Origin of the sequence: Azospirillum oleiclasticum (genome assembly GCF_013423485.1) — a bacterium.
GTDB lineage: Bacteria > Pseudomonadota > Alphaproteobacteria > Azospirillales > Azospirillaceae > Azospirillum > Azospirillum oleiclasticum.
Genome location: NZ_JABFFR010000010.1, coordinates 36,336 through 61,526, shown reverse-complemented (window position 1 = coordinate 61,526; position 25,191 = coordinate 36,336). Strand labels below are relative to the sequence as shown.

Below are 25,191 nucleotides of genomic sequence, written 5' to 3'. Positions count from 1 at the left end.
CTATTCCGCCGCGGCGCGGTCGGCGGCGTGCCCGATCAGGCTGGCACCGGTCATCTCCGCCGGCTGCGGCAGGCCCAGCAGCTGGAGCAGGGTGGGGGCGACGTCGGCCAGCCGCCCGTCGTTCAGCCGCTTCAGCCCCGCCGGCCCACCGATCAGCACCATCGGCACCTTGTTCAGCGTGTGGGCGGTGTGCGGCCCGCCGGTCTCCGGGTCCTTCATCATCTCGCAGTTGCCGTGGTCGGCGGTGACCAGCATGGCGCCACCCTGGCGGCGCACCGCCGCCTCCAACCGGCCGAGGCAGCCATCCACCGTTTCCACCGCCTTGACGGCGGCGGACAGGATGCCGGTGTGGCCGACCATGTCGGGGTTGGCGTAGTTGATGACGACGAGGTCGTATTTGCCGCTGTCCACCGCCTCGACCACCTTGTCCGTCACCTCGGATGCCGACATCTGCGGCTGCAGGTCGTAGGTCGCGACCTTGGGCGACGGCACGAGGATGCGGTCCTCGCCGGGATACTGCCGCTCCTCGCCACCGTTGAAGAAGAAGGTGACGTGCGGGTACTTCTCGGTCTCCGCGATGCGCAACTGGGTCAATCCCGCCTCGGACACCACCTCGCCCAGCACCCTGGTCAGGGTTTTCGGCGGAAAGATGGCGGTCATCAGCGGGTTCAGCGCGGAGGAATACTCCACCATGCCGACCGCGGCGGCGAAGTTGACCGGCGTGCCGCGGTCGAAGCCGGTGAAGCCGGGGTCGAGCAGCGCGGTCAGGATCTCCCGCGCGCGGTCGGCGCGGAAGTTCGCCATCAGGATGGCGTCGCCGTCCTTCATGCCCGTGTAATCGCCGACCACCACGGTCGGCAGGATGAACTCGTCCATGGTGCCGGCGGCGTAGCTCTTCTCGACCGCCTGGATCGGGTCGTCGGCCCGCTCGCCCTTGGCGTGCACCATGGCGTCGTAGGCCTTGCCCACCCGCTCCCAGCGCTTGTCGCGGTCCATGGCGTAGTAGCGGCCGGACACGGTGACGACGTTCACGCCCGGCAGCCCGTGCACGTCGGCCATGAACTCGGCCACCTGGTCCTTGGCGCTGTCCGGCGCCACGTCGCGGCCGTCGGTGAAGGCGTGCACGTCCACCGTGATGCCTTCATGGGCCAGGGTGGCGGCAAGGGCGGCGATGTGGTCCTGGTGCGCGTGCACGCCACCCGGCGACAGCAAGCCCATCAGGTGGCAGCGCCCGCCGGTCTCGTGCAGCTTCGCAACCAGATCGGCGATGGCCTTGTTGCGCTGGAACTCGCCCTCGACGATGGCGTGGTCGATCATCACCAGATCCTGGCGGACCACCCGCCCGGCGCCGAGATTCATGTGCCCGACCTCGGAGTTGCCCATCTGCCCCTTGGGCAGCCCGACCTCCTCCTCCGACGCGCTGAGGAAGCCGGTCGGCCCGGCCGCCCACAGCCGGTCGAACACCGGCGTGTCGGCGATGGCCACGGCATTGTCGGCCCGGTCCTCCCGCCATCCCCAGCCATCCAGGATGCACAGCACGACGGGGCGGGGGCGCTTGGTCTCGGTCATCGGGATCCTCATGATCGCGGCTGGCGTTGGTCCCGCGGTGGAGCATGGCCGGCGGCCATGGGCGTGCCGACGTCGGATCGGCCGCGGGCCGAATTGACGGTGAAGGTAGACCCGGCCCTGTTCCCCGTCAATTCACCCCCCGACCCGGTCACGCCCGATGGTAGGGATGCCCGGACAGGATGCATTGGGCGCGGTAGAGCTGTTCGGCGATCAGCGCGCGCACCAGCATGTGCGGCCAGGTCAGGGCGCCCAGCGAGAGCAGAAGGTCGGCGCGGCGGCGCACCGCCTCGCCATGACCGTCGGCCCCGCCGATCAGGAAGGCGATGTCGCCGGCCCCGCCGTCGCGCCACCCTTCCAGCTTGCGGGCGAAGGCCTCGCTGCCCAGCGACGCGCCGCGCTCGTCCAGCGCCACCACGGTGCTGCCGGCGGGGATGGCGGCGAGCAGAAGCTCGGCCTCCTGCCGCTTCAGCTCGTCGGGCGGCAGGCGCTTCTTCACCTCCACCTCACGCAGGGTCAGCGGCCAGGTGAGGCGGCCGGCGTAGTCGTCGTAGAGCGCGCGCGCTGGATCGCTGCGCGCCCGCCCGACGGCGGCGAGCCATAGCCGCATCGATCCGGCTCCTCCCGTCTGCCCGTGGCCTCCGCCCGGATCAGGCGCTGAAGCGTGGCGGTTCCATCGCCGGCAGCTCGTGGCCCCACATCTTCTCGATGTTGTAGAAGCTGCGGACCTCGGGCTTGAAGAGATGGACGATGACGTCGCCCGCGTCGATCAGCACCCAGTCGCACTGGGTCATCCCCTCGATCTCGACCTCGCCGAGGCCGGCGGTCTTGACCTTGTCGCGGATGTGCTGGGCCATGGCGGCGATGTGCCGCGTGTTGCGGCCCGACGCCACGATCATGAAATCCGCGATGCTGGTCTTGCCGGAAAGGTCGATCGAGACGATCTGGTCGGCCTGATCGGCGTCCAGGGAAGCCTCGATGAGCGCCTTCAGTTCCAGGTGAACGGGCGCGGGCCGCAGGGTAGCGTGCGCGGCCATGGAGGTATCGGTGATGATGGTTCCCACCTCGATCACAAGGGTTGCGACCCGCGGGCACGTGCCCGGCGGATCGCCGTCGCCGAGGCCGGATGCAGGGGGTTGCGGAGGAAGACCCAGGCCGGCGGTTCCAGCCCGGCCAGCCCCTTGGCCCTATGCTCGTCCACCCGGCGGCGGCCGAACCGCTTGGCGGCCTTTCCGCCAAGCGCTCCCATAGAATAGGTCGGGCGGCTGAAGACTGCAACCGGCACCATCCGGAATATGCGTGTCCAGTGCTGCCAAAGCGGGATCTGGCGCAGGTTGTCCGCCCCCATCAGCCACACGAAGCGTGTGCGGGGGTACAACGCCGTCAGCCGCCGCAGCGTGTCCGCCGTGTAGGTGGTGCCGAGATCGCGCTCGATGTCGGTCGGCTGGATGCGCGGGTGCGCCGCCACCCGCCGCGCCTCCGCCATCCGCTCCGCCAGCGTCGCCATGCCCGCCCGCGGCTTCAGCGGGTTCTGCGGGCTGACCAACCACCACACCCGATCCAGCCCCAGCGCCTTCAGCGCGTACAGGCTGACATGCCGGTGCCCCGCATGCGCCGGGTTGAACGACCCGCCGAGCAGGCCGACCGTCAGGCCGGCGTGGTGGTGGCCGGTGTAGCGGTGGGGGGAAGGCAAGGGCGGCGCGTCCTCTGCGATGGGGCCGGGATGGTAACGGCACGCCGTTGCCGCGGAAAGTGCCTATGGCTCCCGTCTTGTGAGCCGGTGCGCGCGGCGTTACCTATGCGGGTGCGACGATGGTCGCGGGCAGGACGCGGGAGAAGGGCATGGCCAGCCTGACGGTTCATGATCTCGACGAGGGGCTGGTCCGCAAGCTGCGTCTTCGGGCGGCCGAGCATGGCCGCTCGGCGGAGGCCGAGCACCGGGAAATCCTGCGGCAGGTGCTGGAGGGAACGGCCGCGAGGCCGGACCGATCCGACATCGCCCGCCGCCTTGCGGCGTTCCAGGAGGAGACCGGTGGGGCCCTCGCCGAGAGCTCTGTCGATCTGTTGGCGACCGCGCGCCGGGAACGCATCCGGAAACTGACGGGTTCGGACGAGGGGTTCTGACCGGTGATCCTGGTCGTGGACGCCTCGGTGGCGCTGAAGTGGGTCCTGAAGGAGCCGGACAGCGCCACGGCGCTGGCTTTGTTGCGCAGCAGCGAGGACTTGCTGTTGCCGGATTTCTGGCTCAACGAAGCCGCGAACGTCGTCTGGGGCCAGGTTCGCCGGAAGCTCTGGTCGGCCGAGCGGGCGCGTGCCGGATTGACGCTGCTTCAGGATGCGGTCGTTCCGATGCCGACCACCGGCATGGGGCTGCAATCCGTGGCGCTCGATCTCGGGCTCGCGGTGAACCACTCACCGTATGACTGTCTGTATGTCGCCTTCGCCGTGGCGGTCGGGGCCGACAGGGTGGTCGCGGCCGACGCGGCTTTTGTCCGCGCGAAGCGCTCCCACCCGTCGCCGGCCGTCGCCGGGCTGCTGTGGACGCTGGACGAGTGGGACAAGCATCGATCGCGGTAGAGGGGGTGCTTACCCCCGCGTCTGCCCGGTCCCCCGCACCACATACTTGTAGCTGGTGAGCTGCTCGGCCCCGACCGGCCCCCGCGCGTGGAACTTGTCGGTGGAGATGCCGATCTCCGCACCCATGCCGAACTCGCCGCCGTCGGCGAACTGGGTGGAGGCGTTCCACAGGACGATGCCGCTGTCCACCCGGTGCAGGAAGCGCTCGGCCGCGGCCTCGTCCTCGGTGACGATGGCGTCGGTGTGGTGGCTGCCGTGCCGGTTGACGTGGGCGATGGCGGCGTCCACCCCGTCCACCACGCCGCAGGCGATGATGGCGTCCAGATACTCGGTGTCCCAGTCGGATTCCGTCACCGGCTCCACGCGGGGATCGACGGCCCGCACCGCGGCGTCGCCGCGCACCGCGCAGCCGGCGTCCAGCAGGTCCTTCACCAGCGGGGCCAGATGGGTGTCGGCCACCGCGCGGTCGACCAGCAGCGTCTCGGCCGCCCCGCAGATGGAGGTGCGGCGCATCTTGGCGTTCATCACCACCCGGCGCGCCTTCTCCAGCTCGGCGCGCGCGTGTACGAAGACGTGGCAGTTGCCGTCCAGATGCTTGATGACGGGGATGCGGCTTTCCTCGGCCACGCGCTGGATCAGAGTCTTGCCGCCGCGCGGCACGATCACGTCGATGTGCTCGCGCATGGTCAGCATGTGGCCGACGGCGGCGCGGTCGGTGGTGGGGACGAGCTGGATGCAGGCCTCCGGCAGGCCGGCGGCGCGCAGCCCCTCGGCCAGGCAGGACGCGATGGCGTGGGAGGAATGGAAGCTCTCCGACCCGCCGCGCAGCACCGCGGCGTTGCCGGACTTCAGGCACAACCCGCCGGCGTCGGCGGTCACGTTGGGCCGGCTCTCGTAGATGATGCCGATGACGCCCAAAGGCACCCGCACGCGCTGGATGCGCAGGCCGTTGGGGCGGGTCCATTCGGCGATGACCGTGCCGATGGGGTCGGGCAGTGCGGCGATCTCCTCCAGCCCCGTGGCCATCGCCTCGATGCGCGCGTCGGTGAGCGTCAGCCGCTCGACCATGGGGCCGGCGAGGCCGCGGGCCTTGGCCGCCGCCACGTCGCGGTCGTTGGCCGCCTGGATCTCCGCCCGGCGCGCCCGGATGGCGGCGGCGGCGGCGCGCAGCGCCTCCACCTTCGGCCCCGGCGGCACCGTCGCCAGCACGGCGGCGGCCTCGCGGGCGCGGGCGCCGAGCTGCTGCATCGTGGCGGACAAATCGTCGGTGGTGACGGGCAGGGCGGACATCGCGGTCTCTCCGGAAACGAAGGACGGCGACTGTAGCGAAACGGCGCGGGTCGGGAAAGACCGGCCGCGGGTTGCCGGTCTGATGTGTGGATTTTGTATGTGTAACCACAAATCGCTTGGCGCCGTAACATTGCCGCCCCAGCATGCGCCGAAATGTCGCGGATGCGGGGAATGGGACGATGATGCGCGGGTCGATGGGGGTGTCGGCGCTGGCTTTGGCCGTGTCGCTGGCCATGGGTGTGCCAGGCGCCGGGACGGCGGCGGCGGAGACGCCGCTGGAGCGCGGTCGGGCGCTGGTCAACGGGATCGCCGCCTGCGGCAACTGCCACACGCCGCAGGGGCCGAACGGCCCGGCTCCGGGCATGGAAATGGCCGGCGGCATGCCGATCGCGGACACCATGTTCACCGCCTACGCCGCCAACCTCACGCCCGATCCGGAGACCGGCATCGGCCGCTGGACCGACGAGCAGATCATCACCGCGATGCGCGAGGGCAAGCGCCCGGACGGCAGCATCATCGGCCCGCCGATGCCGTTCGAGTTCTACCGCGGCATCTCCGACGCGGACGCCCGCGCCATCGTCGCCTATCTGCGCTCGCTGAAGCCGGTCCGCAACAAGGTGGCGCCGTCGGAATTCAAGTTTCCGTTGCCGCCGGCCTGGGGGCCTCCGGTCGGTTCGGTGCCGGAAGTGTCGCGCGCGGACAAGGTGGCCTATGGCGCCTATCTCGCCGGCCCGGTCGGTCACTGTATGGAGTGCCACACGCCGATGAAGGCGGGCGGCGGGCGCGACATGACCAAGCTCGGCGCCGGCGGGCAGTCCTTCACCGGGCCGTGGGGGGTGACGGTGGCCCGCAACATCACACAGGACCGTCAGCACGGCATCGGCGCCTGGACCGACGACCAGATCAAGCGCGCCATCACCACCGGCGTCAGCGCCGACGGCACGCACCTGATGCCGCCGATGGCCTTCGGCTACTACCGGACCCTGTCGGGGGAGGAGCAGGACGCGCTGGTCGCCTATCTCCGCACCGTGCCGGCGCAGAACTGACCCTTCGGAAGCCGGCCGCTCAGGCGCGGGTGCCGCACAGCCCGGGCCAGTCGACCTCGTGCAGATGGTCGACGCGGTGGTCCACCGTGTCGAAGACCAGATGCGGATGCTGTGGCCAGGCAATGGTCAGCATGCCGGCGGCCTTGGCCGCCCGTGCCCCCGTCGGGCTGTCCTCGATGGCCGCGCAGGCCTCCGGTGGCACGCCCAGCCGATGGGCTGCCAGCCGGTAGCCCTCCGGGTCGGGCTTGCCGTTGCTCACATCGTCGCGGCTGACGGCGAACTCCAGATGCGGCAGGGCGATGGCGCGCAGGTTCGCCTCCACCACGCGCCGTCCGCTGTTGGACACGCAGGCCTGCCGCAGCCCCAGCCCGGCGAAGGCGGCGACCAGGGCATAGGCACCCTCGCGCGGGGTGACGCCGGCGATCCCCTCCAGATAGCGGTCGGTGATCGCGTCGACCCAGGCGCGGAACGGCACCGGCATCGGGCTGCGCGCGTCGAGCGAGGCGTAGAACTCGGGAAAGCCGCAGCCGAGAAAACTGGCGCCGTCCTCCGCCGACAGCTCGTAGCCGTGGCTGCGGCAGATGGCGAGCGTGGCGCGGTGGTGGTGCGGCTCGCTGTCCAGCAGCGTGCCGTCGATGTCCCACAGGACGGCGCGGATGGGCGGGCGATGGGTCATGACCGGTCGTTCGATGATGGAAACGCGTTCCACATAGCCGCTGCCCGCCCCCGCGGCAACCCGCCCCAGCGGGCGGCGGCCCTGCGCGTGGCGGATGCATGTCGCCATTGTAACACGATTGCGGTAGTATCCGCCGCATCGATGCACGCAGGGGTAACCATCCGCCCGTGCGGCGCCTTCATCATGGGCCGGTCGGATCATCACCATGCGCGACGACGTCATCCGTGTCCTGATGGTGGAGGACGACGTTGCGGACGCCCGCATCGTGCGCGAATTCTTCCGCATGGCGGACGACGCCAGCCCCATCGACCATGTCGGCTGCCTGGCCGACGCCGTGGCGTGGCTGGACACGCACGGCTGCGACGTGATCCTGCTCGACCTGTCGCTGCCGGACAGCGTCGGGATCGAAACGATCAAGCGGATGAGTCGTGCGGCCCCGCACCTGCCGATCGTGGTCCTGACCGGGCTCGACGATCCGGACTTCGCGCTGCTGGCGGTGGAATGCGGCGCCCAGGATTATCTGGTCAAAGGGCAGGGGGACGGGCGGGTGCTGCACCGGGTGCTGCGCTACGCCATCCTGCGCAAACAGTTCGAGGAATACGCCCGGCTCGCCGGGGCGCGGGTGAAGAGCATCATCGAGCTGGCGCACGACGCCATCGTGGCGTTGACCCCCGACCAGCGCATCGTGCTGGTCAATCCGGCGGCGGAACGGTTGTTCGGTTGGCCGGCGGCCCTGCTGCTGGGCCGCCCCGTCGACGTTCTGGTTCCGGAACGGTTCCGGCAGCGCCACCGGGACCATGTCGCCGCCTTCGCCCGCACGGAGGAAGGTTCGCTGAACCTGTCCCGCCGCGGGGAACTGTACGGCCTCGCCCGCGACGGGCGGGAGATCCCGGTGGAGATCACCATCTCCCGCACCCCGTCGCCGGAAGGCCTGCTGTTCACCGCCATCATTCGCGACGTGACCGAACGCAAGCGCGCCGAGGCCGAGCTGCGCGCCGCCAAGGACGCCGCCGAGCGCGCCCTGGCCGAGTTGGAGCGCACCCAGGCCCGGCTGGTGCAGGCGGAGAAGCTGTCGGCGCTGGGCCAACTCGTGGCCGGTGTGGCGCACGAGGTCAACACCCCCATCGGCAACGCGCTGACCTCGGCCAGCTTCCTGGGTGACCGGACGGCGGCCCTGCGCGCCCGGCTGGCGGCACCCGGCGGCGGCTTCCGCCGCTCCGAACTCGACGCCTATCTCGGCGAGGTCGAGGAAGCCGCGGGGATCGTGCACGACGCGATGGAGCGGGCGGGGCGGCTGGTCCAGGTGTTCAAGCAGACCGGCACGGTCCAGGCCGAGGGCGGGCGCCGCGTCTTCGCGCTCGACCGGCTGCTCGAAGAGTTCACAAGCGCCAACCGCAGCGCTCTCGACGCGCACGGGGTGACGCTGGAGATCAACTGCCCCCCGGGCCTCGGCATGGACAGCCATCCGGGCGCCCTGTCCCAGGTGCTGTCCAACCTGCTCGCCAACGCGTTCCAGCACGCGTTCGGCGCGGAGGGCGGCCGCGTCTCCGTCACCGTCTCCCGCGACATCGACCAGATCCACATCTGCTTCGCCGACGACGGTGTCGGCATTGCGATGGACGACCTGCCGAAGGTCTTCGAACCCTTCTTCACCACCCGCCGCCACGCCGGCAGCCCGGGGCTCGGCCTCAACATCGTGTTCAATCTGGTGAACGGCCCGCTGGGCGGTCAGGTCACCATCATCAGCACGCCGGGCGTCGGCACCAGCGTGCTTATGGAACTGCCGCGGGTGGCGGCGGGGTAGGGCCGACCTACCGCACCACCATGTCGTCGCGGTGGACCATCTCGTCGCGGCCGCGGTAGCCCAGCACGGCTTCGATCTCGTGGCTCTTGCGGCCCATGATGCGCCGGGCGCTGTCGGCGTCGTAGGCACTGAGGCCGCGGGCGATCTCGCGGCCATCAGGGGTGCGGATGGCGACGAGGTCGCCGCGGTCGAAGCCGCCCTCCACCGCGCGCACCCCGGCGGGCAGCAGGCTGGCGCCCTTGGCGAGCGCCGCCTGCGCGCCGTCGTCCACAATCAGCGAGCCGGCGGGGTTCAGGTGGCCGGCGATCCAGGCCTTGCGCGCGGTGCGCGGCTCGGCGGCGGCCAGGAACCAGGTGCACGGGGCGCCGCCATCCTCCGCCCGGCGCTCCAGCGCGGCGAGCGGGTTCATGCGCTTGCCCTTGGCGATGACCATGCGGCAGCCGGCCCCCATGGCGACGCGGGCGGCGGCGATCTTGGTGACCATCCCGCCGGAGCTGTAGCCGGGCGGCGGCTCGCCGGCCATGCCCTCGATCTCGGCGGTCAGCGCCTCCACCACCGGGATGTGGCGGGCGTCCGGATCCTTGCGCGGGTCGGCGGTGTAGAGCCCGTCGATGTCCGAAAGCAGCACCAGCGTGTCGGCGCTGATCATTTGCGCCACGCGGGCGGCCAGACGGTCGTTGTCGCCGAAGCGGATCTCGGCGGTGGCGACCGTGTCGTTCTCGTTGATGACGGGGACGGCGCCCAGCTTGAGCAGCGTGTCGATGGTGGCGCGGGCGTTCAGATGGCGGCGCCGCTCCTCGGTGTCCTCCAGCGTGACCAGCACCTGGGCCACCGTGATGTCGTGGCGGGCCAGCGTTTCCAGATAGGCATGGGCGAGGCGGATCTGGCCGGTGGCCGCCGCCGCCTGCTTCTCCTCCAGCCGCAAGGGCCGGCCGGTCAGGCCCAGATGCTCGCGCCCCACGGCGACGGCACCGGAGGTGACGATCACCACCTCGGTCCCGCGGGCGCGGATGGCCGCCACGTCGTCGGCCAGCGCGTCGAGCCAGTCGCGGCGCACCTGGCCGGTCGCGCCATCGACCAGCAGGGCCGAGCCGATCTTGACCACCAGCCGGCGGGCGTCGAGCAGGGTGGGGGCGGCCTCAGCGGCCACGGCTGTCGCGTCCATCGTCCTCGTCCCCATCCCCGCCGTCGCTCACCGCCTCGTCGTCGCCCGGCTCGTCGTCCTCGGGATCGTCGTCGCCCGGCTCGTCGTCCTCGGGATCGTCATCGCCCGGTTCGTCATCCTCGGACTCACCATCGTCCGGGTCGTCGCCGTCCAGCTCGTCCCCTTCCGGATCCTCCGCGTCCTCGTCGGAAAGCGGCTCCTCCTCGTCCGCCTCGTCCGACACGCCGTCCCACTCGTCGTCGTCCGTGACGCGCGACTCGGGGCCGAGCTTGGTCTTGAAGGCGGGGATCTCCGGGGCCATGGTCTTGGTGGCCGGCGGGCGCACCACGTCGGGGTCCTCCGCCTTGGCGCGCTTGATCTCCTGGAGCAGGCGGTAGAGCACGGCCTGCACGCCCTGGCCGGTGGCGCCGCTGAGGATCATCACCTCGGCCCCGGACACCGACTGGAGCGCCGATTGCTTCTCGCCCATCTCCTCCGGCGTCAGCGAATCGCACTTGTTCAGCCCGATGATCTCCGCCTTGGCCGCCAGATGCTCGCCATAGGCGGCCAGCTCGTTGCGGACGACGCGGTAGGACTCGACCACATCCTCGGCGGTGCCGTCGATCAGGTGCAGCAGGATGCGGGTGCGCTCGACATGGCCGAGGAAGCGGTCGCCCAGCCCGTGCCCCTCGTGCGCGCCCTCGATCAGGCCGGGGATGTCGGCCATCACGAACTCCTCCTCGCCAACCCGCACCACGCCCAGGTTGGGGGTGAGGGTGGTGAAGGGGTAATCGGCGATCTTCGGCTTGGCCGCGGTGGTGGCCGCCAGGAAGGTGGACTTGCCGGCGTTGGGCAGCCCGACCAGCCCGGCGTCGGCGATCAGCTTCAGCCGAAGCCACACCCAGCGCTCCTCCCCCGGCCAGCCGGGCTGGGCCTTGCGCGGGGCGCGGTTGGTGGCGGTCTTGTAATAGGCGTTGCCGAAGCCGCCGTCGCCGCCCTTCATCAGGACGACCCGCTGCCCCGCCTCGGTCATGTCGGCCAGCACGGTTTCCTGGTCCTCGTCCAGAAGCTGGGTCCCGACCGGCACACGCAGCACCAGATCCGCGCCGCGGGCGCCGCTGCGGTCGCGGCCCATGCCCTGCTGGCCGCGCTCGGCCTTGAAATGCGTCTTGTAGCGGTAGTCGATGAGGGTGTTGAGGCCGTTCACCGCCTCGACCACCACGTCGCCGCCCTTGCCGCCGTTGCCGCCGTCCGGCCCGCCGAACTCGATGTACTTCTCGCGGCGGAAGGCCACGGCGCCGTTGCCGCCGTCGCCGCTCTTGAGGAAGACCTTGGCCTGATCGAGGAACTTCATGACCGGAACACCAGCCCAGAAACGAAAATAGGTCCGGAAACGGAAATCGGGGGGCCGGTCACCCGGTCCCCCCGATTTCCTGGAAGAAAAGCGGCTGGCCTGACCGGCGTCACTCGGCGGCGACGGCCGGAGCCACCGGCTCCACGGTCACATAGGTGCGACCGCCCGAGCTGTGCTTGAAGCCCATGCGCCCGTCGACCAGCGCGAAGAGCGTGTGGTCGCGGCCCATGCCGACGTTGGCGCCGGGATGGAAGGTGGTGCCGCGCTGCCGGACGAGGATGTTGCCGGCGAGGACCGCCTGGCCGCCGGAACGCTTCAGACCGAGACGACGGCCCGCACTGTCGCGGCCGTTGCGCGACGAGCCGCCTGCCTTTTTGTGTGCCATGGTTCGCTACTCCTGGAAACGCTGTGCGGCGGGCCCGGTCAGGCGGCGCCGGAAATCCCGGTGATGCGGAGCACCGTCAGGTCCTGACGGTGGCCGTTCTTGCGGCGGTAGTTCTGGCGCCGCTTCTTCTTGAAGACGATGATCTTCGGGCCACGGTCCTGGGCCACGACCTCGGCCGTGACCGAAGCGCCCGCCACGGTCGGGCTGCCGATGGTGGTGGAGCCGCCATCGCTGACCATCAGGACGTCGTCCAGAGTGATCGAGGCGCCGGCGTCGCCCTCGAGCTTCTCGACGCGGATCACGTCGCCGTTGGCGACCTTGTACTGCTTGCCGCCGGTGCGGATCACTGCAAACATGTTGGTCACTGCCTATGTCAAACCAAGCCGCTGGGCCAAAACAAACCGCGGGCCACCGCCCACCGTTCCAGGTGCACGCCCGTTCGTGAGAGCGGAGAGTTATACGCAAGGTCCCGCGGGAGTCAACAGGCTTGCGGCCGGATTGCCTGTGAATTTCCCCCAAGAGCGGGCTTGCACCGCCGGATCCTTTCGGTTAGGGTGCGCGCCGCTTCGCACAGCGGGGCCACGGATGGGTGGCAGAGTGGTTGAATGCACCGCACTCGAAATGCGGCGTACCCGCAAGGGTACCGGGAGTTCGAATCTCCCCCCATCCGCCAGTTTTGATCGGGAGCCCAGCGCCACCGGGTGAGATCCACACCGTCGGCAGTGCGCTTCCAGCCTTGCCTGTGATAAACTCGGGGCCCGCGATAGGCCGGAGTACATTCCATGGCGAGCGCGCTCGACGAGGTCGTGCGGCTGATCAAAGCTGAAGAGCCGGAGCTTCGCCGGAGAGGAATACGCCATCTCTTTGTATTCGGGTCTCTGGCGCGTGGCAGCGAAAGAGCAGACAGCGACGTGGACATCGCGGTCGAAATCGAACCGGGCCGCTCCTTTTCGCTGATCCGGCTGGAGGATACGCGGCTTCTGTTGGAGGACCGGTTGGGACGGCCTGTCGATCTTGGCGAGATCGATGCGTTTCGACCCAGCGTACGCGCGACGTTTGAGCATCAGAAGGCGGTGGTTTTCTGATGGCGCGCAGCGATCGCGAGCGGGTCCGGGACATCCTTGCCGCGATCGCCGACATCCGGGCCGACACCGCCGGGATGGATTTCAATGCGTTTTGCCGCAGCCCTGTGGTGATCCGATCGGTCCTCTTTTCGCTTGGCGTCATCGGTGAAGCCGCGAAGGCTCTTGGAACGGACGTCAAATCCGCGCATCCGAGCATCCGCTGGCGGGCCGTTGCTGGAATGCGCGACCGGATCGTTCATGAATACTTCAGGACCAACATCCGCCGTGTTTGGGAGGTGGAGGAGGAGGATCTCGACCAGCTCGACCGTGCCTTGCAGGCCGCTTTGACGGGCGACACCGAGCCGCCGCTTTCCCACTGATCATAAGGGGCGGGTGACGTCGGGCCCGACACGTTTCCGGAACGGGGCATGCCACCGCGATCCCCCCGCGATTCCCACCACGTCCCTCCACGACCAGCCAACGGTGCCGCCCCCTCCTGGAACCCTCCCCCTTTCGACGGCGTTTCAAAGCCGCCTGGAACGAGGAGGGATTTGCATGGATCTGGACAAGACGTCGGTCATGGGCGGCATCGCCGCCGCGGCGGTCGGTGCCATCGGGGCCGCGGTCGCCTATGGAGCGCTGGGGACCCGGCGTGGTAGGGCGTCGGCGAAGGCCCTCGCCGCGAAGGCGAAGCGGCTGGGCGCCGCCGTCATCCCCTCGTCCGACGCCGTCAACATCAACAAGGCGTCGCATCATGAGCTGACGGGGCTGAAGCACATCGGCAAGGCGCGGGCCAAGCGCATCCTGGCGGCGCGGCCCTTCCGGTCGGTGGATGACCTGGTGAGCCGTGGGCTGGTGCCGGAGGAGGTGCTGGCGCGCCATCGTGACCGCCTGACCGTCTGACGCGGCGCGGCCCACGCGCGCGGGCCCAAGCGCGGGCGGGGCGCCCCGCCCGGGCGCCCGGCGCCTCCGCAAGGATGCCTTGACGGTCGCGCGTTTCCTGTGGCCGCCTCATCGGGGAACCGGTGCGCCGCGTGATGCCGCCGGTCTCGGGGGCGGCTTGTATGATGGACGAAGAGATTCTGCTCGTGCTCCTGGGGCTGGGGTACGCGGTGCTTCCCTTCCTGGGTTTGTCGGCTTTTGTCCAGGTGCGGGGACAGCGGAACCGGATCGAGGCGCTGGAGCGCACCGTCGCGGATCTTCAGGCGGCGCTGGCCGCGGGACCACGCACCGGGACCGCGCCCGAGGCCATTCCCGAGCCGGGCATAGAGCCCGAACCGCTGGCTACCGAGGCGGTTGATGCCGTTCCGGAGGCGGAACCGACCGCGCCCGACCCAGTGCTGGCCCGTGAATCCGCAACACCGGAACCGCAACAGGGGCTGGAATCCCGCCTCACCGGGCGCTGGCTGATCTGGATCGGCGGCGTGGCGCTGGCGTTGGGCGGCGCCTTCCTCGTCCAGGTGTCCATCGAAACGGGGCTGCTGTCGCCGTCGCTGCGCATTCTTCTGGGATTGGCGCTTGCGGTGGGGCTGGTCGGCGTTGCGGAGCGGCTGCGGCGGCGGACGCCGGCGCAGGGGATCGGGCCGCTGGGAGCGGACCATCTGGCGCCGAGCGCCGCGGGGGCCGGCATCGCCGTGGCCTACGCCGCCGTCTTCGCCGCGCATGGGCTGTATGGCCTGATCGCGCAATTCTCCGCCTTCGTCGGGCTGGCGCTGGTGTCGTTGGTCGCGGTCGGGCTCGGTCTTCTGCACGGCGCGCCGGTGGCCGCCCTGGGCATCGCCGGCGCGCTGGCGGTTCCGGCGATCGTCGGCGGCGACTCCGGGAACGTCACCGGGCTGTTCCTCTATCTGTGCGCGATCACCGCGGTCGCCGGACTGGTGGCGCGCTGGCGCGGCTGGTCGTGGGCGCTGTTGCTGGCGCATGGCGGCGCGGTCGCTTGGCTGGTGCTCTGGCTGATCGACCGGTCCGGCGATGCGACCCCGTGGAACGGGGCCTTCCTGCTGCTGGGATCGACCGCCCTGGCGCTGGGCCTGCGATGGCACGACGCCGGAGCCTCGCGCTGGTCCGGCCGTTGGGTGGACGGGACCGGGTTGGGGCTGGCGGTGCTGACCCTGGCGGGCGGGGCGGCACTCCTAGTCGGGCGGACCGAGGGGACGCTGGCGGTGGCGCTGGCGGCCGGGCTGGGCGTCGCGCTGCTGGTCGATGACCGGGCCAGCGCCCGCCACACCGGCGGGGCCGTGGCCGCCGTGTTGATGGCCATCGTCGCGTCGCTGGTGTTCGACGGCGATCCGGGCCTTATCCTGTACGCGGCCGGAGCGGCCTTTGCCCTGATCGTCGCCGGCTTCGTGCTGGCCCATGGCAGCGAGCGTGCGGGCTGGTTCGGATTCGTGGGCACGGCGGGGCCGCTGCTCCTGCTGGTCATCGACTACGGGCTGGAGACGGACGGCAATACCGACCCGGTTTGGACGGCGCTGGCGCTGGGGGCCGCCGCGCTGCATGTGGGGCTCGCGGCACTGGCCGGCCGGCACCGCGACCACGCGCCGTGGGCGGGGCTGCTGGCCGCGCAGGCCACCGGGGCGCTGGCCGCCGTTTCCGTTGGCGCCGTTTTCCTGCTGCGCGACGCGTGGCTCAGCACCGCCCTGGCGGTGACGGTGGCCGGCGCGTCCTATGTGCACCGGCATGTGCCGGTGCGCGGCCTGCGCTGGGTGTCGCTCGGGCTGGCGGTGGCGGTGGTGATGCGGCTGTCGCTGAATCCGCTGGTGCTGACCTATCACGACGGCGGGCCGCTCGGCGGTTTCTGGATCTGGCCCGGCTACGGGCTGGCGGCGCTGGCCTTCCTGGCGGCGCGGCGCGGTTTCGGGGCGGACGCCGGCCCCTGGCTGCGCTCGGTGCTGGAGGCGGGCGCGCTCAGCTTCGTGGTGGTACTGGTGAGCCTGCAGATCCGCATGCTGGCCGACGACGGGCCGCTGGACCGGCCGGGCTACGACCTGCTGGAGGCGGGGCTGAACAGCGCGTGGTGGCTGGGCATGGCGCTGTTCCTGTACGTGCGCGGCGACCAGTCGGTGCCGACCGTACGCTGGGGCTGGCGCTTGCTCGGGACCATGGCCACCGTGCAGGTGCTGTTCGGCGCGGTGGTCGCGCTGAATCCGCTGTTGACCGGGGATCCGGTGGGCGAGCTGTTCCTGATCAATCTGGTCACGCTGGCGTACGCCGTGCCGGCGGTGCTGGCCGTGGGATTCGCCGTCGCCAGCCGCCGGCGGGGCTCGCTGCGCCTTCCGCGCTGGGCCGGTGCGGCGGCGTTGGGGCTGGCGTGGCTGTGGCTGACGCTGAGCGTACGCCATGCCTTCCACGGCAGCCGTCTCGACGTCGGCCCCGACACGGACGCGGAGCTGTACGCCTATTCCGTCGCCTGGCTGCTGTTCGGGGTGGCGCTGCTGGCGGCGGGGCTGCTGCGCGGCAGCCTGGTGCTGCGCTACGCGTCGCTGCTGGTCATCCTGGTCAGCGTCGCGAAGGTGTTCCTGATCGACATGGCGGCGCTGACCGGGCTGTGGCGGGCGGTGTCCTTCATCGGGCTGGGGGCGGCGCTGCTCGGCATCGGCTTCGTGTACCAGCGTTTCGTGCTGCTGCGCCCGCCGGCCGCCCCGCCACCATCCGCCGAGCCGCCACCGGCTCCGGGGGAGTGAGCGTCACCCCCCACGCCGGGCGCGGGCGAAGTCCGGCTTGCGGCCCTCACGGAAGGCGGTGACGGCCTCCCTCAGCTCGGGCGTGCGCAGGCAGGTGTCGAAGGCACGCGCCTCCGTCATGACCCGTTCCATGACCGCATCGGCGTCGGAACGGAGCAGCGCCTTGGTGGCCAGAAGCGCCGCCTGCGGCTTCGCCGACAGCCGGCGCGCGGTCTCCATGGCCCTGGGCAGCAGCGCGTCCGGCTCCACCACCGCGGTGACGAGGCCGATCCGCTCGGCGGTCGCGGAGTCGAACGCGTCGCCGAGCATCAGCAGCTCCGCCGCCCGCGCGCGACCGGCCAGCGCCGGCAGCAGCAGCGAGGACCCGGCCTCCGGCACCAGCCCGAGATCGACGAATGGGAAGCGGAACAGGCTGCTCGGGCTGGCGTAGACGAAATCGCAGTGCAGCAGCAGGGTGGAGCCGATGCCCACCGCCACCCCGTCCACCGCGGCGATCAGCGGTTTGCGCGCCCGCGCCAGCGATTCGATGAAGGCGAGGATCGGCGTCGCTCCGGACAGGCCGGTGGCGGCGACCGACAGGAAATCATTCAGGTCGTTTCCCGCCGAGAAGGCACCGTCGGCGCCCGTGAGGATGATGGCGCACACCGATTCGTCGTCACCAGCGCCACGGATCGCATCGGCAAGTGCTGCGTACATGGCAAGGGTGAGCGCGTTCTTCTTCTCCGGCCGCGTGATCCGGATGGTAAGAATGCCTTCATCAATCGTTGTGATGATGTGCGGGTTCATGGCCTCCTCCCTGTTTGTTTCATCCGATGGCAATCGGGTGCGGCTTTTTATCGCGTGGATCGACCCGGATTGGAAATCATATTGCTGTCGAATATTATAAGATTCATCAATTTGAATCGTGCGTCGCTTGCCGGACCGTTCCTCCAGGATCGTGAGGTGTGTCCGGAATGTGTCGGAGTCCCCGCATCCCGAACGCAAGCGCGAAAAATACTTGATGTATTTTAGTCATGATGTATCTCCCTTAACCATAGGATATTCCGCAGGTTTCGAACGTGTCCATGGAAGCCGCCCGCAGCGTCGCGCCACTTGGCGGCCCTGGCCAGAAGGGGCCGGGTCGCCGTTTCGCGTCCCTGCTTCTGTGGATCCTGTGCCTGGCCGCCGCCGCCGCGTTCCTGGGCCTTGCGGCCCTGCCGGTGGGGCGCGACGCCAGCGCCGCCATTTCCGTGGCCATCGTCGTGGTCGCTTTCGTGCTCGGCCGATTCTCCGAACGGCTGTGGCACGCGCGCACCATGACGGTGCTGCTGCTGGCCTTCATCACGCTGCGCTATTTCTTCTGGCGCCTCGACGGCACGATCCCGCCGGCCGACGACCTGATGAACTTCATCCCCGGCATCATCCTGTTCCTGGCGGAACTGATGACCTTCACCCTGTTCTTCCTGTCGCTGTTCGTCATCCTGGACCCCATCGTGCGCAAGCCGATGCCGCCGGTGGGCGAGCCGTCGGAATGGCCGACGGTGGACGTGTTCATCCCCAGCTACAACGAGGAGCCGGAGCTGCTGGAGACGACGCTGGCCGCGGCGATCGCGCTCGATTACCCGACCGACCGCTTCAAGGTCCATCTGCTCGACGACGGCGGAACCGACCAGAAGGTCAACCAGGCCAACCCCGAGGCCGCGGCCGCGGCGCGCGAGCGCCGGCGCGTGCTGTCGGAGCTGTGCCAGCGGCTCGGCGTCAACTATGTCGCCCGCGACCGCAACACCCACGCGAAGGCCGGCAACGTCAACTACACCTTCCAGCGCACCGATGGCGAGCTGGTGCTGATCCTCGACGCCGACCATGTGCCCACCGTGGATTTCCTGCGCTGCACCGTCGGCTTCTTCCAGGCCGATCCCGGCCTGTTCCTGGTGCAGACGCCGCATTTCTTCGTGAACCCGGATCCGGTCGAATACAACCTGCGCACCTTCGAGAAGATGCCCAGCGAGAACGAGATGTTCTACTACTCGATCCAGCCGGGGCTGGACCGCTGGAACGCCTCCTTCTTCTGCGGGTCGGCGGCGGTGCTGCGGCGCACGGCGCTGGAGGAGGTGGGCGGCATCGCCGGCGACACCATCACGGAGGATTGCGAGACGGCGCTGGAACTGCACGCCCGCGGCTGGCGCAGCGCCTATCTGCCGCGCCCTCTGATCGCCGGCTTGCAGCCTGAGACCTTCAGCACCTTCATCGCCCAGCGCTCCCGCTGGGCGCAGGGCATGATGCAGCTCTTCATCCTGAAGAACCCGGTGTTCAAGCGCGGCCTGACCGTGCCCCAGCGCCTCTGCTACACCAGCACGATGATGTACTGGTTCTTCTGGTTCTGGCGGCCGGTGTTCATGCTGGCGCCGCTCTGCTACGCGTTCTTCGGGCTGGAGATCTTCCGGGTCAATCTCTACGACTTCACCTGCTTCGTGCTGCCGCACATCTTCTCGGCGATCTTCCTGGCGCATTTGCTGCACGGGCGAACGCGCTGGCCGCTGTTCTCGGAACTGTACGAATACGTGATGTCGCTGCACATCTCGCTGGCCGCCATTTCCACCATCATCAGCCCGCGCAAGCCCACCTTCAAGGTGACGGCCAAGGGCGAGCAGGTGGACCGCACCCGCTTCTCCGAGCTGGCGCTGCCCTTCCTGGTGGTGGCGCTGATGCTGGGTGGCGGGCTGGCGCTGTGCATCTGGCGCTACATCCACTACCCCGAGTACCGCGACGCCATCGCCCCGGTGGCGGTGTGGAACCTGCTGAGCTTCCTGCTGGCCGCCAGCGGGCTGGCGGTGGTGTACGAGCGCAAGCGGGTGCGCCGGCAGGAGCGTGTGGCGATGAACCGCTCCGGCGAGCTGACGCTGGAGGACGGCACGGTGATCCCCGTCGTCATCGTCGATGTCTCGGCGGGCGGCCTCGGCCTGCGCGTCGAGTCGCGCTGGCGCGAGCGGGTCGCGGAGGCGGTGAAGCCGCTGGTGTCGGTGGAGGATCCGATCGACGGGCAGCCGCTCGCCACCCGCGTGAAGCTGCTGCGCATCGAAACCAAGGGCGGCGACCTGCTGGTCGGGGCCGGCTTCGCCCCGGCCGACCGGGACGAGGTGCTGACCGTGTCGCGCCTGGTCTTCGGCAACAGCGCGGGCTGGGACGCGTGGATCGGGCGGAAGCGCTCGAACGCGCCGAACCTGATGTTCGGCTTCATCTATTTCTTCTCGCGCATCGTCCCGCGCGCCACCGTGGCGATCTTCGCGATGATCGGTTACGGGCTGCGCGCGCTGTTCCGGCGCCCGGCGGAGGACGAGCGATGAGGCGCCTCGTCGTCGCGCTGCTCCTGCTCCTGCCGCTGGCCGCGCGGGCACCGGCGCTGGCGGGCGACGAGCGGACCATCCCGCTCTCGAGCGTCATGGATGGCGCGGCTCAGGTGGAGATGCACGGGGAGGCGGACGAGATCACCCTCACCGCCATGGCCCCGCCGATGGCGCCGCTGCGCCAGGTGGTGCTGACCATCCAGTACGAGAACGGCATCGACCTGCTGCCCGAGCGCAGCCGCATGCTGCTGGCCGTCAACGGGGAGCCGGTGGCGGAGCTGCCGCTGTCCGCCTACCGCGGGCCGGTCACCGCCTCGATCACCCTGCCGGCCGACCGCATCCGGCCGGGCGAGAACCGCATCACCCTGCGGCACGAGGCGCAGCACCGCGCCTTCTGCAACGTCCGCGGCACCTACGACCTGTGGAGCCGGGTGCATCTCGCCCGCTCCGCCCTGGTGCTGCGCACCGACGCGCCGCCGCCGGTGCCCGACCTCGCCATGCTGCCGCAACTGCTGGCCGCCAGCGACCGGGCTGACAGCCCGCTGGCGATCCTGCGTGTCGGCGCCACCATGCGGCCCGACCATCTCGGCTGGGGCGCCCTGGTGGCGCAGGGTTACGCGCTGGCGCTCGGTGAGCGGGCACCGCGCGTCGCCAGCATCGCCCTGCCGGCGCCCCAGCCGGGCGAGGCGCCATCCCCGGTGCTTCCCGGCCCGGCGGCGCCGTCGCCCAAGGCCGTGCTGATCGGGCCGCGGGACGAGCTGGCCGGCGTGCTGGCCCCCGCCATCCTGCAGGGCATCGGCGGCCCCTTCCTCGGCGTCTACCCGTCGGGATCGGCACCGGGCGGCTTCCTCATCGTGGTCTCCGGCCGCACCGTGGACGAGGTGGACCAGGCGGCGCTGCGCTTCGCCGACATCCACCGGCCGCTGACCACCCAGGCCTCCGCCCTGGTGGAGGCGTCGCCGGTTGCGGTGCCGTCGCGGCCCGACACGGTGCTGGGTCCCGGCCGCTACCGGCTGGCCCAGCTCGGCGTCCCGACGGTGACCCACACCGGCTACCGCTACACCGGTCGGCTCGACGTGCGGCTGCCCGCCGACTACAAGCCGGTGGCGGACCGCACCATCGCGCTGCGCATCAACGCCGCCTTCGAGGGTGAGCTGGGCCGCGGCGCCGTGCTGAACCTGCGGGTCAACGGCCGGATGGCCGGCGCCATCGAGGTGGACCAGCGCTCCAGCGGCGACATCCGCCGGGCGGAGATGCGGCTGCCCATGAACCTGTTCCGGTCGGGCCAGAACCGCATCGAGTTCCAGGCCGAGCTGCCGCCGGCGCAGGAGACCGACTGCCTCTACGCCATCCGCAAGCCGCGCTTCACCCTGTTCGACAATTCGGAGGTGGAGGTGCCGACCTTCGCCCGGCTGGTGACGCTCCCCGACCTCGGCACCACCGCGCGCACCGGCTTTCCCTTCCTGCGCTCCGACGGGACGCGGGCCGAGCCCTTCGACCTGATCGTCGCCGGCAAGGACGAGGCGTGGAACGGCGTGGCGCTGACCCTTGTGGCGCGTTTGGCGCAGAGCGCCGGGGAGGTGCTGCGCGCCGTGCCGTCCATCGGCTGGAACGCCCCCGCCGGGCGCGACGCGCTGATCATCGGGCCGGTGGGCAGCCTGCCGCAGGCCGCACTCGGCGGCACCCAGCTCGCCCCCGACCGGCTGGCCAGCCTGCTCGAGGCCGGCACCCGCATGTCGCAGGCGCTGGCGTCCGGCGAGCCGCTGCCGGACGCGGAGCGGCGGCGCATCGTGGAGCGGCTGCGCAGCGTGCGGCCGCCGGCGCGCGGCCCGGCTGCCGTGGCCGGCGCCTCGCCCGTGAGCCTGGAATCGAGCGCCGCGCGCTGGGAGCGTCTGGCCGAACGCACGGCACCCCCGCCGCCCGACCAGCCGATGTCGCTGCAGGGCCTGTTGTCGCGCGTGCTGGAGCTGGTGAGCTGGACGGGGTCGGCCGGGGTCGCCGTCGCCAACACCGACCTGATGCCCATCGTCGGCGGTGACGATTTCCTGCCCGACACCGCGCTGCTGCAGTTCGCCGGGCCGGGCGGCGACCGCAGCACCTGGACCGTGCTGACCGGCACCGACGCCACCGTGGCGGAGCGGGCCACCGAGAGGCTGGTCACCGCCGCCCTGTGGACGGACGTGGACGGCGGGGCCGCCCTCTGGCGCAGCGGCGGCGGCGGCGTGGCCGACCTGAAACCGTCCGCCACCTACAACATCCTGGTCAACCCGCGCGACCTGCGGAACGTCTTCCTGATCGCCGCGAGCAACCTGTCGCAGCGCATCGACGTGCTGTTCGGGCTGCTTCTGGGGTCGGTGCTGCTGCTGGCGATCACCATCCATCTGCTGCTGCGCCTCGGGCGCCGGGTGGAGTAGGGCGTGATCGTGGGGGGCAAGATCACAGGCCGGGGCAACGGCAGCGTGGATCCGGGCCGGCGCGCGCTGCTCGGCGCCGGAGCTGCCGGCATGCTGGCCGCGGTGCTGCCCGCACCGGCCAGGGGACAGACGGGGGGGGCGCAGACGGCGGGGGCGGAGCTGGACGCGCCGTCCTGGCATGGCTTCGCCGGCCGTTTCCTCGGCGCCGACGGCCGGGTGACGGACACCGGCAACGGCGGCATCAGCCATTCGGAGGGGCAGGGCTACGGCCTCGTCCTCGCCACGGCGGCGCGCGACCGCGGCGCGGTGGACCGGCTGTGGGGCTGGACGAAGCGCAACCTGATGGTCCGCCCCGACGGCCTCTCGGCCTGGAAGTGGGAGTCGGGCAAGGGTGTGACCGATCCCAACAACGCCACCGACGGCGACATCCTGATCGCCTGGGGTCTGCTGCGCGCGGCCGAGCTGTGGAAGGACGCGGACCTGCGGGGCGCGGCACTGGCGCTGTTGCAGGCGATCCGGCAGCACACGCTGGTGCGGCAGGCGGGCATGACGCTGCCGCTGCCGGGCGTGACCGGGTTCCGCCGCGGTGGCGCCGTCATCGTCAACCCCAGCTATCTGATCATGCCCGCCTTCCAGGCCTTCGCGGCGGCGGAGCCGTCCGGCGGGTGGGACGGGGTGATCGGATCGGCCCTGGTGTTCCTCGCCAAGGCGCGGATCGGCCAGGGGCAGCTTCCGCCGGACTGGGCGCTGCTGGCGGAGGACGGGTCGCTCACGCTTCCCGACGGCTTCCGCAAGCAGTTCGGCTACGACGCGATCCGGGTGCCGCTGTATCTGGCCTGGGCCGGCTACCGCGATCCCTGGTACTTCCGTCCCTACGGCGCCTTCGCCGCCCCCTTCGGCAACGGGCCGATCCCGGCGACCGTGTCGCTGCCGGGCGGCACCACGGCGCAAGTGCCGGCGTCGGTCGGCATGCTGGCGGTGCTGCGGCTCGCCACCCGCATCGCCGAAAGCGGCAACGCCATCGTGGTGCCACCGTTGGGCGCTGACGAGGATTACTATTCCACCGTGCTGTTCCTGCTGACCCGTCTTGCCGAACGAAGCCTCGGACTGAGCCCATGACGCGCCTTCTGCTTCTGACCGCATCCGTTCTGGCCCTCTCCGTCCCGGCGCTGGCCCAGCAGGGCGGTTCGCCGACGCCCCGCGCGCTCGCTCCCGGCGTGCAGGTGGAGGTGGAGCAGCCCGGTGGCGGACAGGCCGCACCCGGCCGCGTCGACGAGACGGCGCTGCGCTACTACGCCCGCATCGGTGATGTGGCGCGGCTGGAGGCGGAGATCGCGCGGCTGAAATCCATCGATCCGTCCTGGCAGCCGCCCAAGGATCTGTTCGCGCCGCAGCCGGTGCAGGCGGGGGTGGACGAGTCTCCCTTCTGGAAGCTGGTGTCGGCCGGCCAGATGGCGGAGGCGCGGGCCGCCATCGCCGAGGCGCGGCGCAAGACCCCGTCCTGGCAGCCGTCGGAGAAGCTGCTGGCCGAGCTGGACATCGCCGAGGCGACGGCGCGGCTGCGCGGCGCCAGCGAGGGCAAGCGCTGGCAGGAGGTGGTGGATGCCGCCGCGGCGGATCCGCGGCTGCTGACCTGCAACCGTCTCGACAGCCTGTGGCGCACGGCGGAGGCCTATGGCGAGCTGAAGCAGACCGACCGCGCCTTCGAGCTGTTCCGCACGGCGGCCACCACCTGCACCAAGGCGTCGGAGCGGCGCGACACCCTGTTCAAGGCCAGCCGCTACCTGCCGCAGGACCGCATGCGCGAACTGGCCGACATCGCCGGCAGCGCCAACCCGGCACCGGGGGAGGATTACGCCATCGTCCGCCGGGCCATGGCCGAGCTGGACGTCGGCCGCACGCTGGAGCGGCTGGGCGCCAAGGGCGTCAACCCGCCGGCCGAGGACCTCGCCCGCGCCGAGAGCAACGTGACCGAGCGGCGCGACGCCGATGCCGCGATCGCGCTGGGATGGTTCTACCAGAACAAGAAGCAGTTCGGGCAAGCGCGCGACTGGTTCACCCGTGCCAACGAATGGGCCGCCAGCGACCGCGCGGCGGAGGGGCTGATCCTGGCGCTCGCCGGCCTCAACCGCAAGGAGGAGGCGGTGGCCGCCGGTGCTCCCTGGCGCGGCAAGTCGGAGCGCGTCGACCGGGCGCTGCGCGCGGTGGTCAAGCCGCCGGGCGGCGGTGGCGGCGGGCCGCAGGGGCCGAGCCCGCTCGACCGGGCGGTGGCGGCGCGCGACTGGAGCCTGTGCCTGGACCTGATCGAGCGGGAGCGGCGGGCCAACCGCGTGACCGCCGGGCTGGCGCAGCAGCGCGGCTGGTGCCTGATGGAGCTGAACCGCCCGTCGGAGGCGGAGGATTCCTTCGCGGAGGCGCGCGCCCTGTCCGCCAAGGCCGGCGGTGCCGAGCGCCGCCGCATCGCGGAGGAGGCGCAGTATGGCGGCATGGTCGCGCGCATGCGCATGGACGACACCGCCGGCGTGATGCACGACCTGCCCGGCAGCGGGCTGGGGGCCGAGCACCAGCGCGACCTGAAGGCCAGCGCGCTCGCCTCCCAGGCGCTGCGCGCCTATCAGGAGGAGCGCTTCCGCGACACGCTGCGGCTGCTCGACGCCCGGCTGCCGCTGGCGCCCGAATCGCGGGGGCTGACGCTGATGCGCGGCTGGACCCTCTACAACATGAATCGTCACGGCGAGGCGCTGGAACTGTTCGAGGCGCTTGACCGCCGCCTGTCGACCGAGGATACCCGGAACGCCGTCGACACGGCGCGCCAAGCGATCTACAGGGGTGGGTGAGACCGTGGGTTGCCGCCTTCCGACATTG

Annotated in this window: 23 protein-coding genes and 1 tRNA gene; 13 read left to right on the top strand and 11 right to left on the bottom strand. The window is 70.8% G+C overall.

Annotated elements, in window-relative coordinates:
• The 4 genes from gpmI to HL658_RS13695 form a co-directional block, all read right to left on the bottom strand.
• Entirely contained in the window at positions 1-1,569 is a 1,569-nt protein-coding gene (gpmI, locus tag HL658_RS13710; RefSeq protein ID WP_180282517.1) for a 2,3-bisphosphoglycerate-independent phosphoglycerate mutase, read from the bottom strand.
• Positions 1,570-1,717: 148 nt separating this feature from the next.
• Positions 1,718-2,176, bottom strand: a complete 459-nt coding sequence (gene rlmH / locus HL658_RS13705; protein ID WP_180282516.1) for a 23S rRNA (pseudouridine(1915)-N(3))-methyltransferase RlmH — start codon at positions 2,174-2,176, stop codon at positions 1,718-1,720.
• Between the two features lie 40 nt (positions 2,177-2,216).
• The gene (gene rsfS, locus HL658_RS13700) at positions 2,217-2,603 is read right to left on the bottom strand and encodes a ribosome silencing factor (RefSeq protein WP_180282515.1); all 387 of its coding nucleotides are present in this window, start codon (positions 2,601-2,603) and stop codon (positions 2,217-2,219) included.
• Positions 2,604-2,635: 32 nt separating this feature from the next.
• On the bottom strand, positions 2,636-3,259 hold the full coding sequence (locus tag HL658_RS13695) for a nicotinate-nucleotide adenylyltransferase (RefSeq protein WP_180282514.1): 624 nt from the start codon (positions 3,257-3,259) through the stop codon (positions 2,636-2,638).
• Between the two features lie 149 nt (positions 3,260-3,408).
• Between HL658_RS13695 and HL658_RS13690 the strand changes: the two genes are divergently transcribed.
• Positions 3,409-3,690, top strand: a complete 282-nt coding sequence (locus tag HL658_RS13690) for a FitA-like ribbon-helix-helix domain-containing protein (protein WP_211109734.1) — start codon at positions 3,409-3,411, stop codon at positions 3,688-3,690.
• Between the two features lie 3 nt (positions 3,691-3,693).
• Positions 3,694-4,143 (top strand): PIN domain-containing protein, encoded by a 450-nt coding sequence (locus HL658_RS13685; RefSeq protein ID WP_180282513.1) that lies wholly within the window; start codon positions 3,694-3,696, stop codon positions 4,141-4,143.
• Positions 4,144-4,152: 9 nt separating this feature from the next.
• Here the strand turns inward: HL658_RS13685 and HL658_RS13680 are convergent, their stop codons facing one another.
• On the bottom strand, positions 4,153-5,433 hold the full coding sequence (locus HL658_RS13680) for a glutamate-5-semialdehyde dehydrogenase (protein WP_180282512.1): 1,281 nt from the start codon (positions 5,431-5,433) through the stop codon (positions 4,153-4,155).
• 179 nt (positions 5,434-5,612) lie between these two features.
• Between HL658_RS13680 and HL658_RS13675 the strand changes: the two genes are divergently transcribed.
• Positions 5,613-6,479 (top strand): c-type cytochrome, encoded by an 867-nt coding sequence (locus HL658_RS13675; RefSeq protein ID WP_211109733.1) that lies wholly within the window; start codon positions 5,613-5,615, stop codon positions 6,477-6,479.
• A gap of 19 nt (positions 6,480-6,498) precedes the next feature.
• Here the strand turns inward: HL658_RS13675 and HL658_RS13670 are convergent, their stop codons facing one another.
• Positions 6,499-7,263, bottom strand: a complete 765-nt coding sequence (locus HL658_RS13670; RefSeq protein ID WP_246337594.1) for an HAD family hydrolase — start codon at positions 7,261-7,263, stop codon at positions 6,499-6,501.
• 97 nt (positions 7,264-7,360) lie between these two features.
• Between HL658_RS13670 and HL658_RS13665 the strand changes: the two genes are divergently transcribed.
• The gene (locus HL658_RS13665) at positions 7,361-8,959 is read left to right on the top strand and encodes an ATP-binding protein (RefSeq protein ID WP_180282511.1); all 1,599 of its coding nucleotides are present in this window, start codon (positions 7,361-7,363) and stop codon (positions 8,957-8,959) included.
• A 7-nt stretch (positions 8,960-8,966) separates the two neighbouring features.
• Here HL658_RS13665 and proB read toward each other — a convergent pair whose 3' ends face one another.
• From proB to rplU, 4 genes are all read right to left on the bottom strand, one after another.
• Positions 8,967-10,124, bottom strand: a complete 1,158-nt coding sequence (proB, locus tag HL658_RS13660; protein ID WP_180282510.1) for a glutamate 5-kinase — start codon at positions 10,122-10,124, stop codon at positions 8,967-8,969.
• A complete protein-coding gene (gene obgE / locus HL658_RS13655) occupies positions 10,099-11,457 on the bottom strand; it encodes a GTPase ObgE (RefSeq protein WP_180282509.1) in 1,359 nt (452 codons plus the stop codon). The genes proB and obgE overlap by 26 nt, the downstream gene beginning before the upstream one ends.
• A 109-nt stretch (positions 11,458-11,566) precedes the next feature.
• Complete coding sequence (rpmA, locus tag HL658_RS13650; protein WP_180282508.1) at positions 11,567-11,842, bottom strand: 50S ribosomal protein L27; 276 nt, start codon at positions 11,840-11,842, stop codon at positions 11,567-11,569.
• 38 nt (positions 11,843-11,880) lie between these two features.
• Positions 11,881-12,198, bottom strand: coding sequence for a 50S ribosomal protein L21 (gene rplU, locus HL658_RS13645; protein WP_180282507.1), 318 nt, complete (start codon positions 12,196-12,198; stop codon positions 11,881-11,883).
• Positions 12,199-12,425: 227 nt separating this feature from the next.
• On the opposite strand from rplU, the gene HL658_RS13640 reads away from it, so the two are divergent.
• The 5 genes from HL658_RS13640 to HL658_RS13620 all read left to right on the top strand — a co-directional run bounded on the left by HL658_RS13640 (position 12,426) and on the right by HL658_RS13620 (position 16,589).
• Positions 12,426-12,515: transfer RNA gene (locus HL658_RS13640), tRNA-Ser, on the top strand.
• A 109-nt stretch (positions 12,516-12,624) separates the two neighbouring features.
• The gene (locus HL658_RS13635; RefSeq protein ID WP_180282506.1) at positions 12,625-12,927 is read left to right on the top strand and encodes a nucleotidyltransferase family protein; all 303 of its coding nucleotides are present in this window, start codon (positions 12,625-12,627) and stop codon (positions 12,925-12,927) included.
• Positions 12,927-13,286 (top strand): HepT-like ribonuclease domain-containing protein, encoded by a 360-nt coding sequence (locus tag HL658_RS13630; RefSeq protein ID WP_180282505.1) that lies wholly within the window; start codon positions 12,927-12,929, stop codon positions 13,284-13,286. Before HL658_RS13635 ends, HL658_RS13630 begins: the two co-directional genes overlap by 1 nt.
• Before the next feature lie 175 nt (positions 13,287-13,461).
• On the top strand, positions 13,462-13,809 hold the full coding sequence (locus HL658_RS13625) for a ComEA family DNA-binding protein (RefSeq protein WP_180282504.1): 348 nt from the start codon (positions 13,462-13,464) through the stop codon (positions 13,807-13,809).
• A 161-nt stretch (positions 13,810-13,970) separates the two neighbouring features.
• Entirely contained in the window at positions 13,971-16,589 is a 2,619-nt protein-coding gene (locus tag HL658_RS13620) for a DUF2339 domain-containing protein (protein WP_180287638.1), read from the top strand.
• A 3-nt stretch (positions 16,590-16,592) separates the two neighbouring features.
• Here the strand turns inward: HL658_RS13620 and HL658_RS13615 are convergent, their stop codons facing one another.
• Positions 16,593-17,375 carry an enoyl-CoA hydratase gene (locus tag HL658_RS13615; RefSeq protein ID WP_180282502.1) on the bottom strand — a complete coding sequence of 261 codons (783 nt, stop codon included), beginning with the start codon at positions 17,373-17,375 and terminating at the stop codon, positions 16,593-16,595.
• A gap of 278 nt (positions 17,376-17,653) precedes the next feature.
• Between HL658_RS13615 and bcsA the strand changes: the two genes are divergently transcribed.
• The 4 genes from bcsA to HL658_RS13595 are packed head-to-tail and all read left to right on the top strand — an operon-like array spanning position 17,654 to position 25,163.
• On the top strand, positions 17,654-19,912 hold the full coding sequence (gene bcsA / locus HL658_RS13610) for a UDP-forming cellulose synthase catalytic subunit (protein ID WP_180282501.1): 2,259 nt from the start codon (positions 17,654-17,656) through the stop codon (positions 19,910-19,912).
• Positions 19,909-22,326 (top strand): cellulose biosynthesis cyclic di-GMP-binding regulatory protein BcsB, encoded by a 2,418-nt coding sequence (locus tag HL658_RS13605; RefSeq protein WP_180282500.1) that lies wholly within the window; start codon positions 19,909-19,911, stop codon positions 22,324-22,326. The genes bcsA and HL658_RS13605 overlap by 4 nt, the downstream gene beginning before the upstream one ends.
• A gap of 3 nt (positions 22,327-22,329) precedes the next feature.
• Entirely contained in the window at positions 22,330-23,445 is a 1,116-nt protein-coding gene (locus HL658_RS13600) for a family 8 glycosyl hydrolase (RefSeq protein ID WP_343055095.1), read from the top strand.
• On the top strand, positions 23,442-25,163 hold the full coding sequence (locus HL658_RS13595; RefSeq protein ID WP_180282499.1) for a hypothetical protein: 1,722 nt from the start codon (positions 23,442-23,444) through the stop codon (positions 25,161-25,163). Before HL658_RS13600 ends, HL658_RS13595 begins: the two co-directional genes overlap by 4 nt.
• Positions 25,164-25,191: the final 28 nt, after the last annotated feature.

Coding starts and splice junctions, on each gene's coding strand:
- gpmI (WP_180282517.1), bottom strand. CDS start 1,569: ATGACCGAGACCAAGCGCCCCCGCCCCGTCGTGCTGTGCATCCTGGAT.
- rlmH (WP_180282516.1), bottom strand. CDS start 2,176: ATGCGGCTATGGCTCGCCGCCGTCGGGCGGGCGCGCAGCGATCCAGCG.
- rsfS (WP_180282515.1), bottom strand. CDS start 2,603: ATGGCCGCGCACGCTACCCTGCGGCCCGCGCCCGTTCACCTGGAACTG.
- HL658_RS13690 (WP_211109734.1), top strand. CDS start 3,409: ATGGCCAGCCTGACGGTTCATGATCTCGACGAGGGGCTGGTCCGCAAG.
- HL658_RS13680 (WP_180282512.1), bottom strand. CDS start 5,433: ATGTCCGCCCTGCCCGTCACCACCGACGATTTGTCCGCCACGATGCAG.
- HL658_RS13675 (WP_211109733.1), top strand. CDS start 5,613: ATGATGCGCGGGTCGATGGGGGTGTCGGCGCTGGCTTTGGCCGTGTCG.
- HL658_RS13670 (WP_246337594.1), bottom strand. CDS start 7,263: ATGGCGACATGCATCCGCCACGCGCAGGGCCGCCGCCCGCTGGGGCGG.
- HL658_RS13665 (WP_180282511.1), top strand. CDS start 7,361: ATGCGCGACGACGTCATCCGTGTCCTGATGGTGGAGGACGACGTTGCG.
- proB (WP_180282510.1), bottom strand. CDS start 10,124: ATGGACGCGACAGCCGTGGCCGCTGAGGCCGCCCCCACCCTGCTCGAC.
- obgE (WP_180282509.1), bottom strand. CDS start 11,457: ATGAAGTTCCTCGATCAGGCCAAGGTCTTCCTCAAGAGCGGCGACGGC.
- rpmA (WP_180282508.1), bottom strand. CDS start 11,842: ATGGCACACAAAAAGGCAGGCGGCTCGTCGCGCAACGGCCGCGACAGT.
- rplU (WP_180282507.1), bottom strand. CDS start 12,198: ATGTTTGCAGTGATCCGCACCGGCGGCAAGCAGTACAAGGTCGCCAAC.
- HL658_RS13635 (WP_180282506.1), top strand. CDS start 12,625: ATGGCGAGCGCGCTCGACGAGGTCGTGCGGCTGATCAAAGCTGAAGAG.
- HL658_RS13630 (WP_180282505.1), top strand. CDS start 12,927: ATGGCGCGCAGCGATCGCGAGCGGGTCCGGGACATCCTTGCCGCGATC.
- HL658_RS13625 (WP_180282504.1), top strand. CDS start 13,462: ATGGATCTGGACAAGACGTCGGTCATGGGCGGCATCGCCGCCGCGGCG.
- HL658_RS13620 (WP_180287638.1), top strand. CDS start 13,971: ATGATGGACGAAGAGATTCTGCTCGTGCTCCTGGGGCTGGGGTACGCG.
- HL658_RS13615 (WP_180282502.1), bottom strand. CDS start 17,375: ATGAACCCGCACATCATCACAACGATTGATGAAGGCATTCTTACCATC.
- bcsA (WP_180282501.1), top strand. CDS start 17,654: ATGGAAGCCGCCCGCAGCGTCGCGCCACTTGGCGGCCCTGGCCAGAAG.
- HL658_RS13605 (WP_180282500.1), top strand. CDS start 19,909: ATGAGGCGCCTCGTCGTCGCGCTGCTCCTGCTCCTGCCGCTGGCCGCG.
- HL658_RS13595 (WP_180282499.1), top strand. CDS start 23,442: ATGACGCGCCTTCTGCTTCTGACCGCATCCGTTCTGGCCCTCTCCGTC.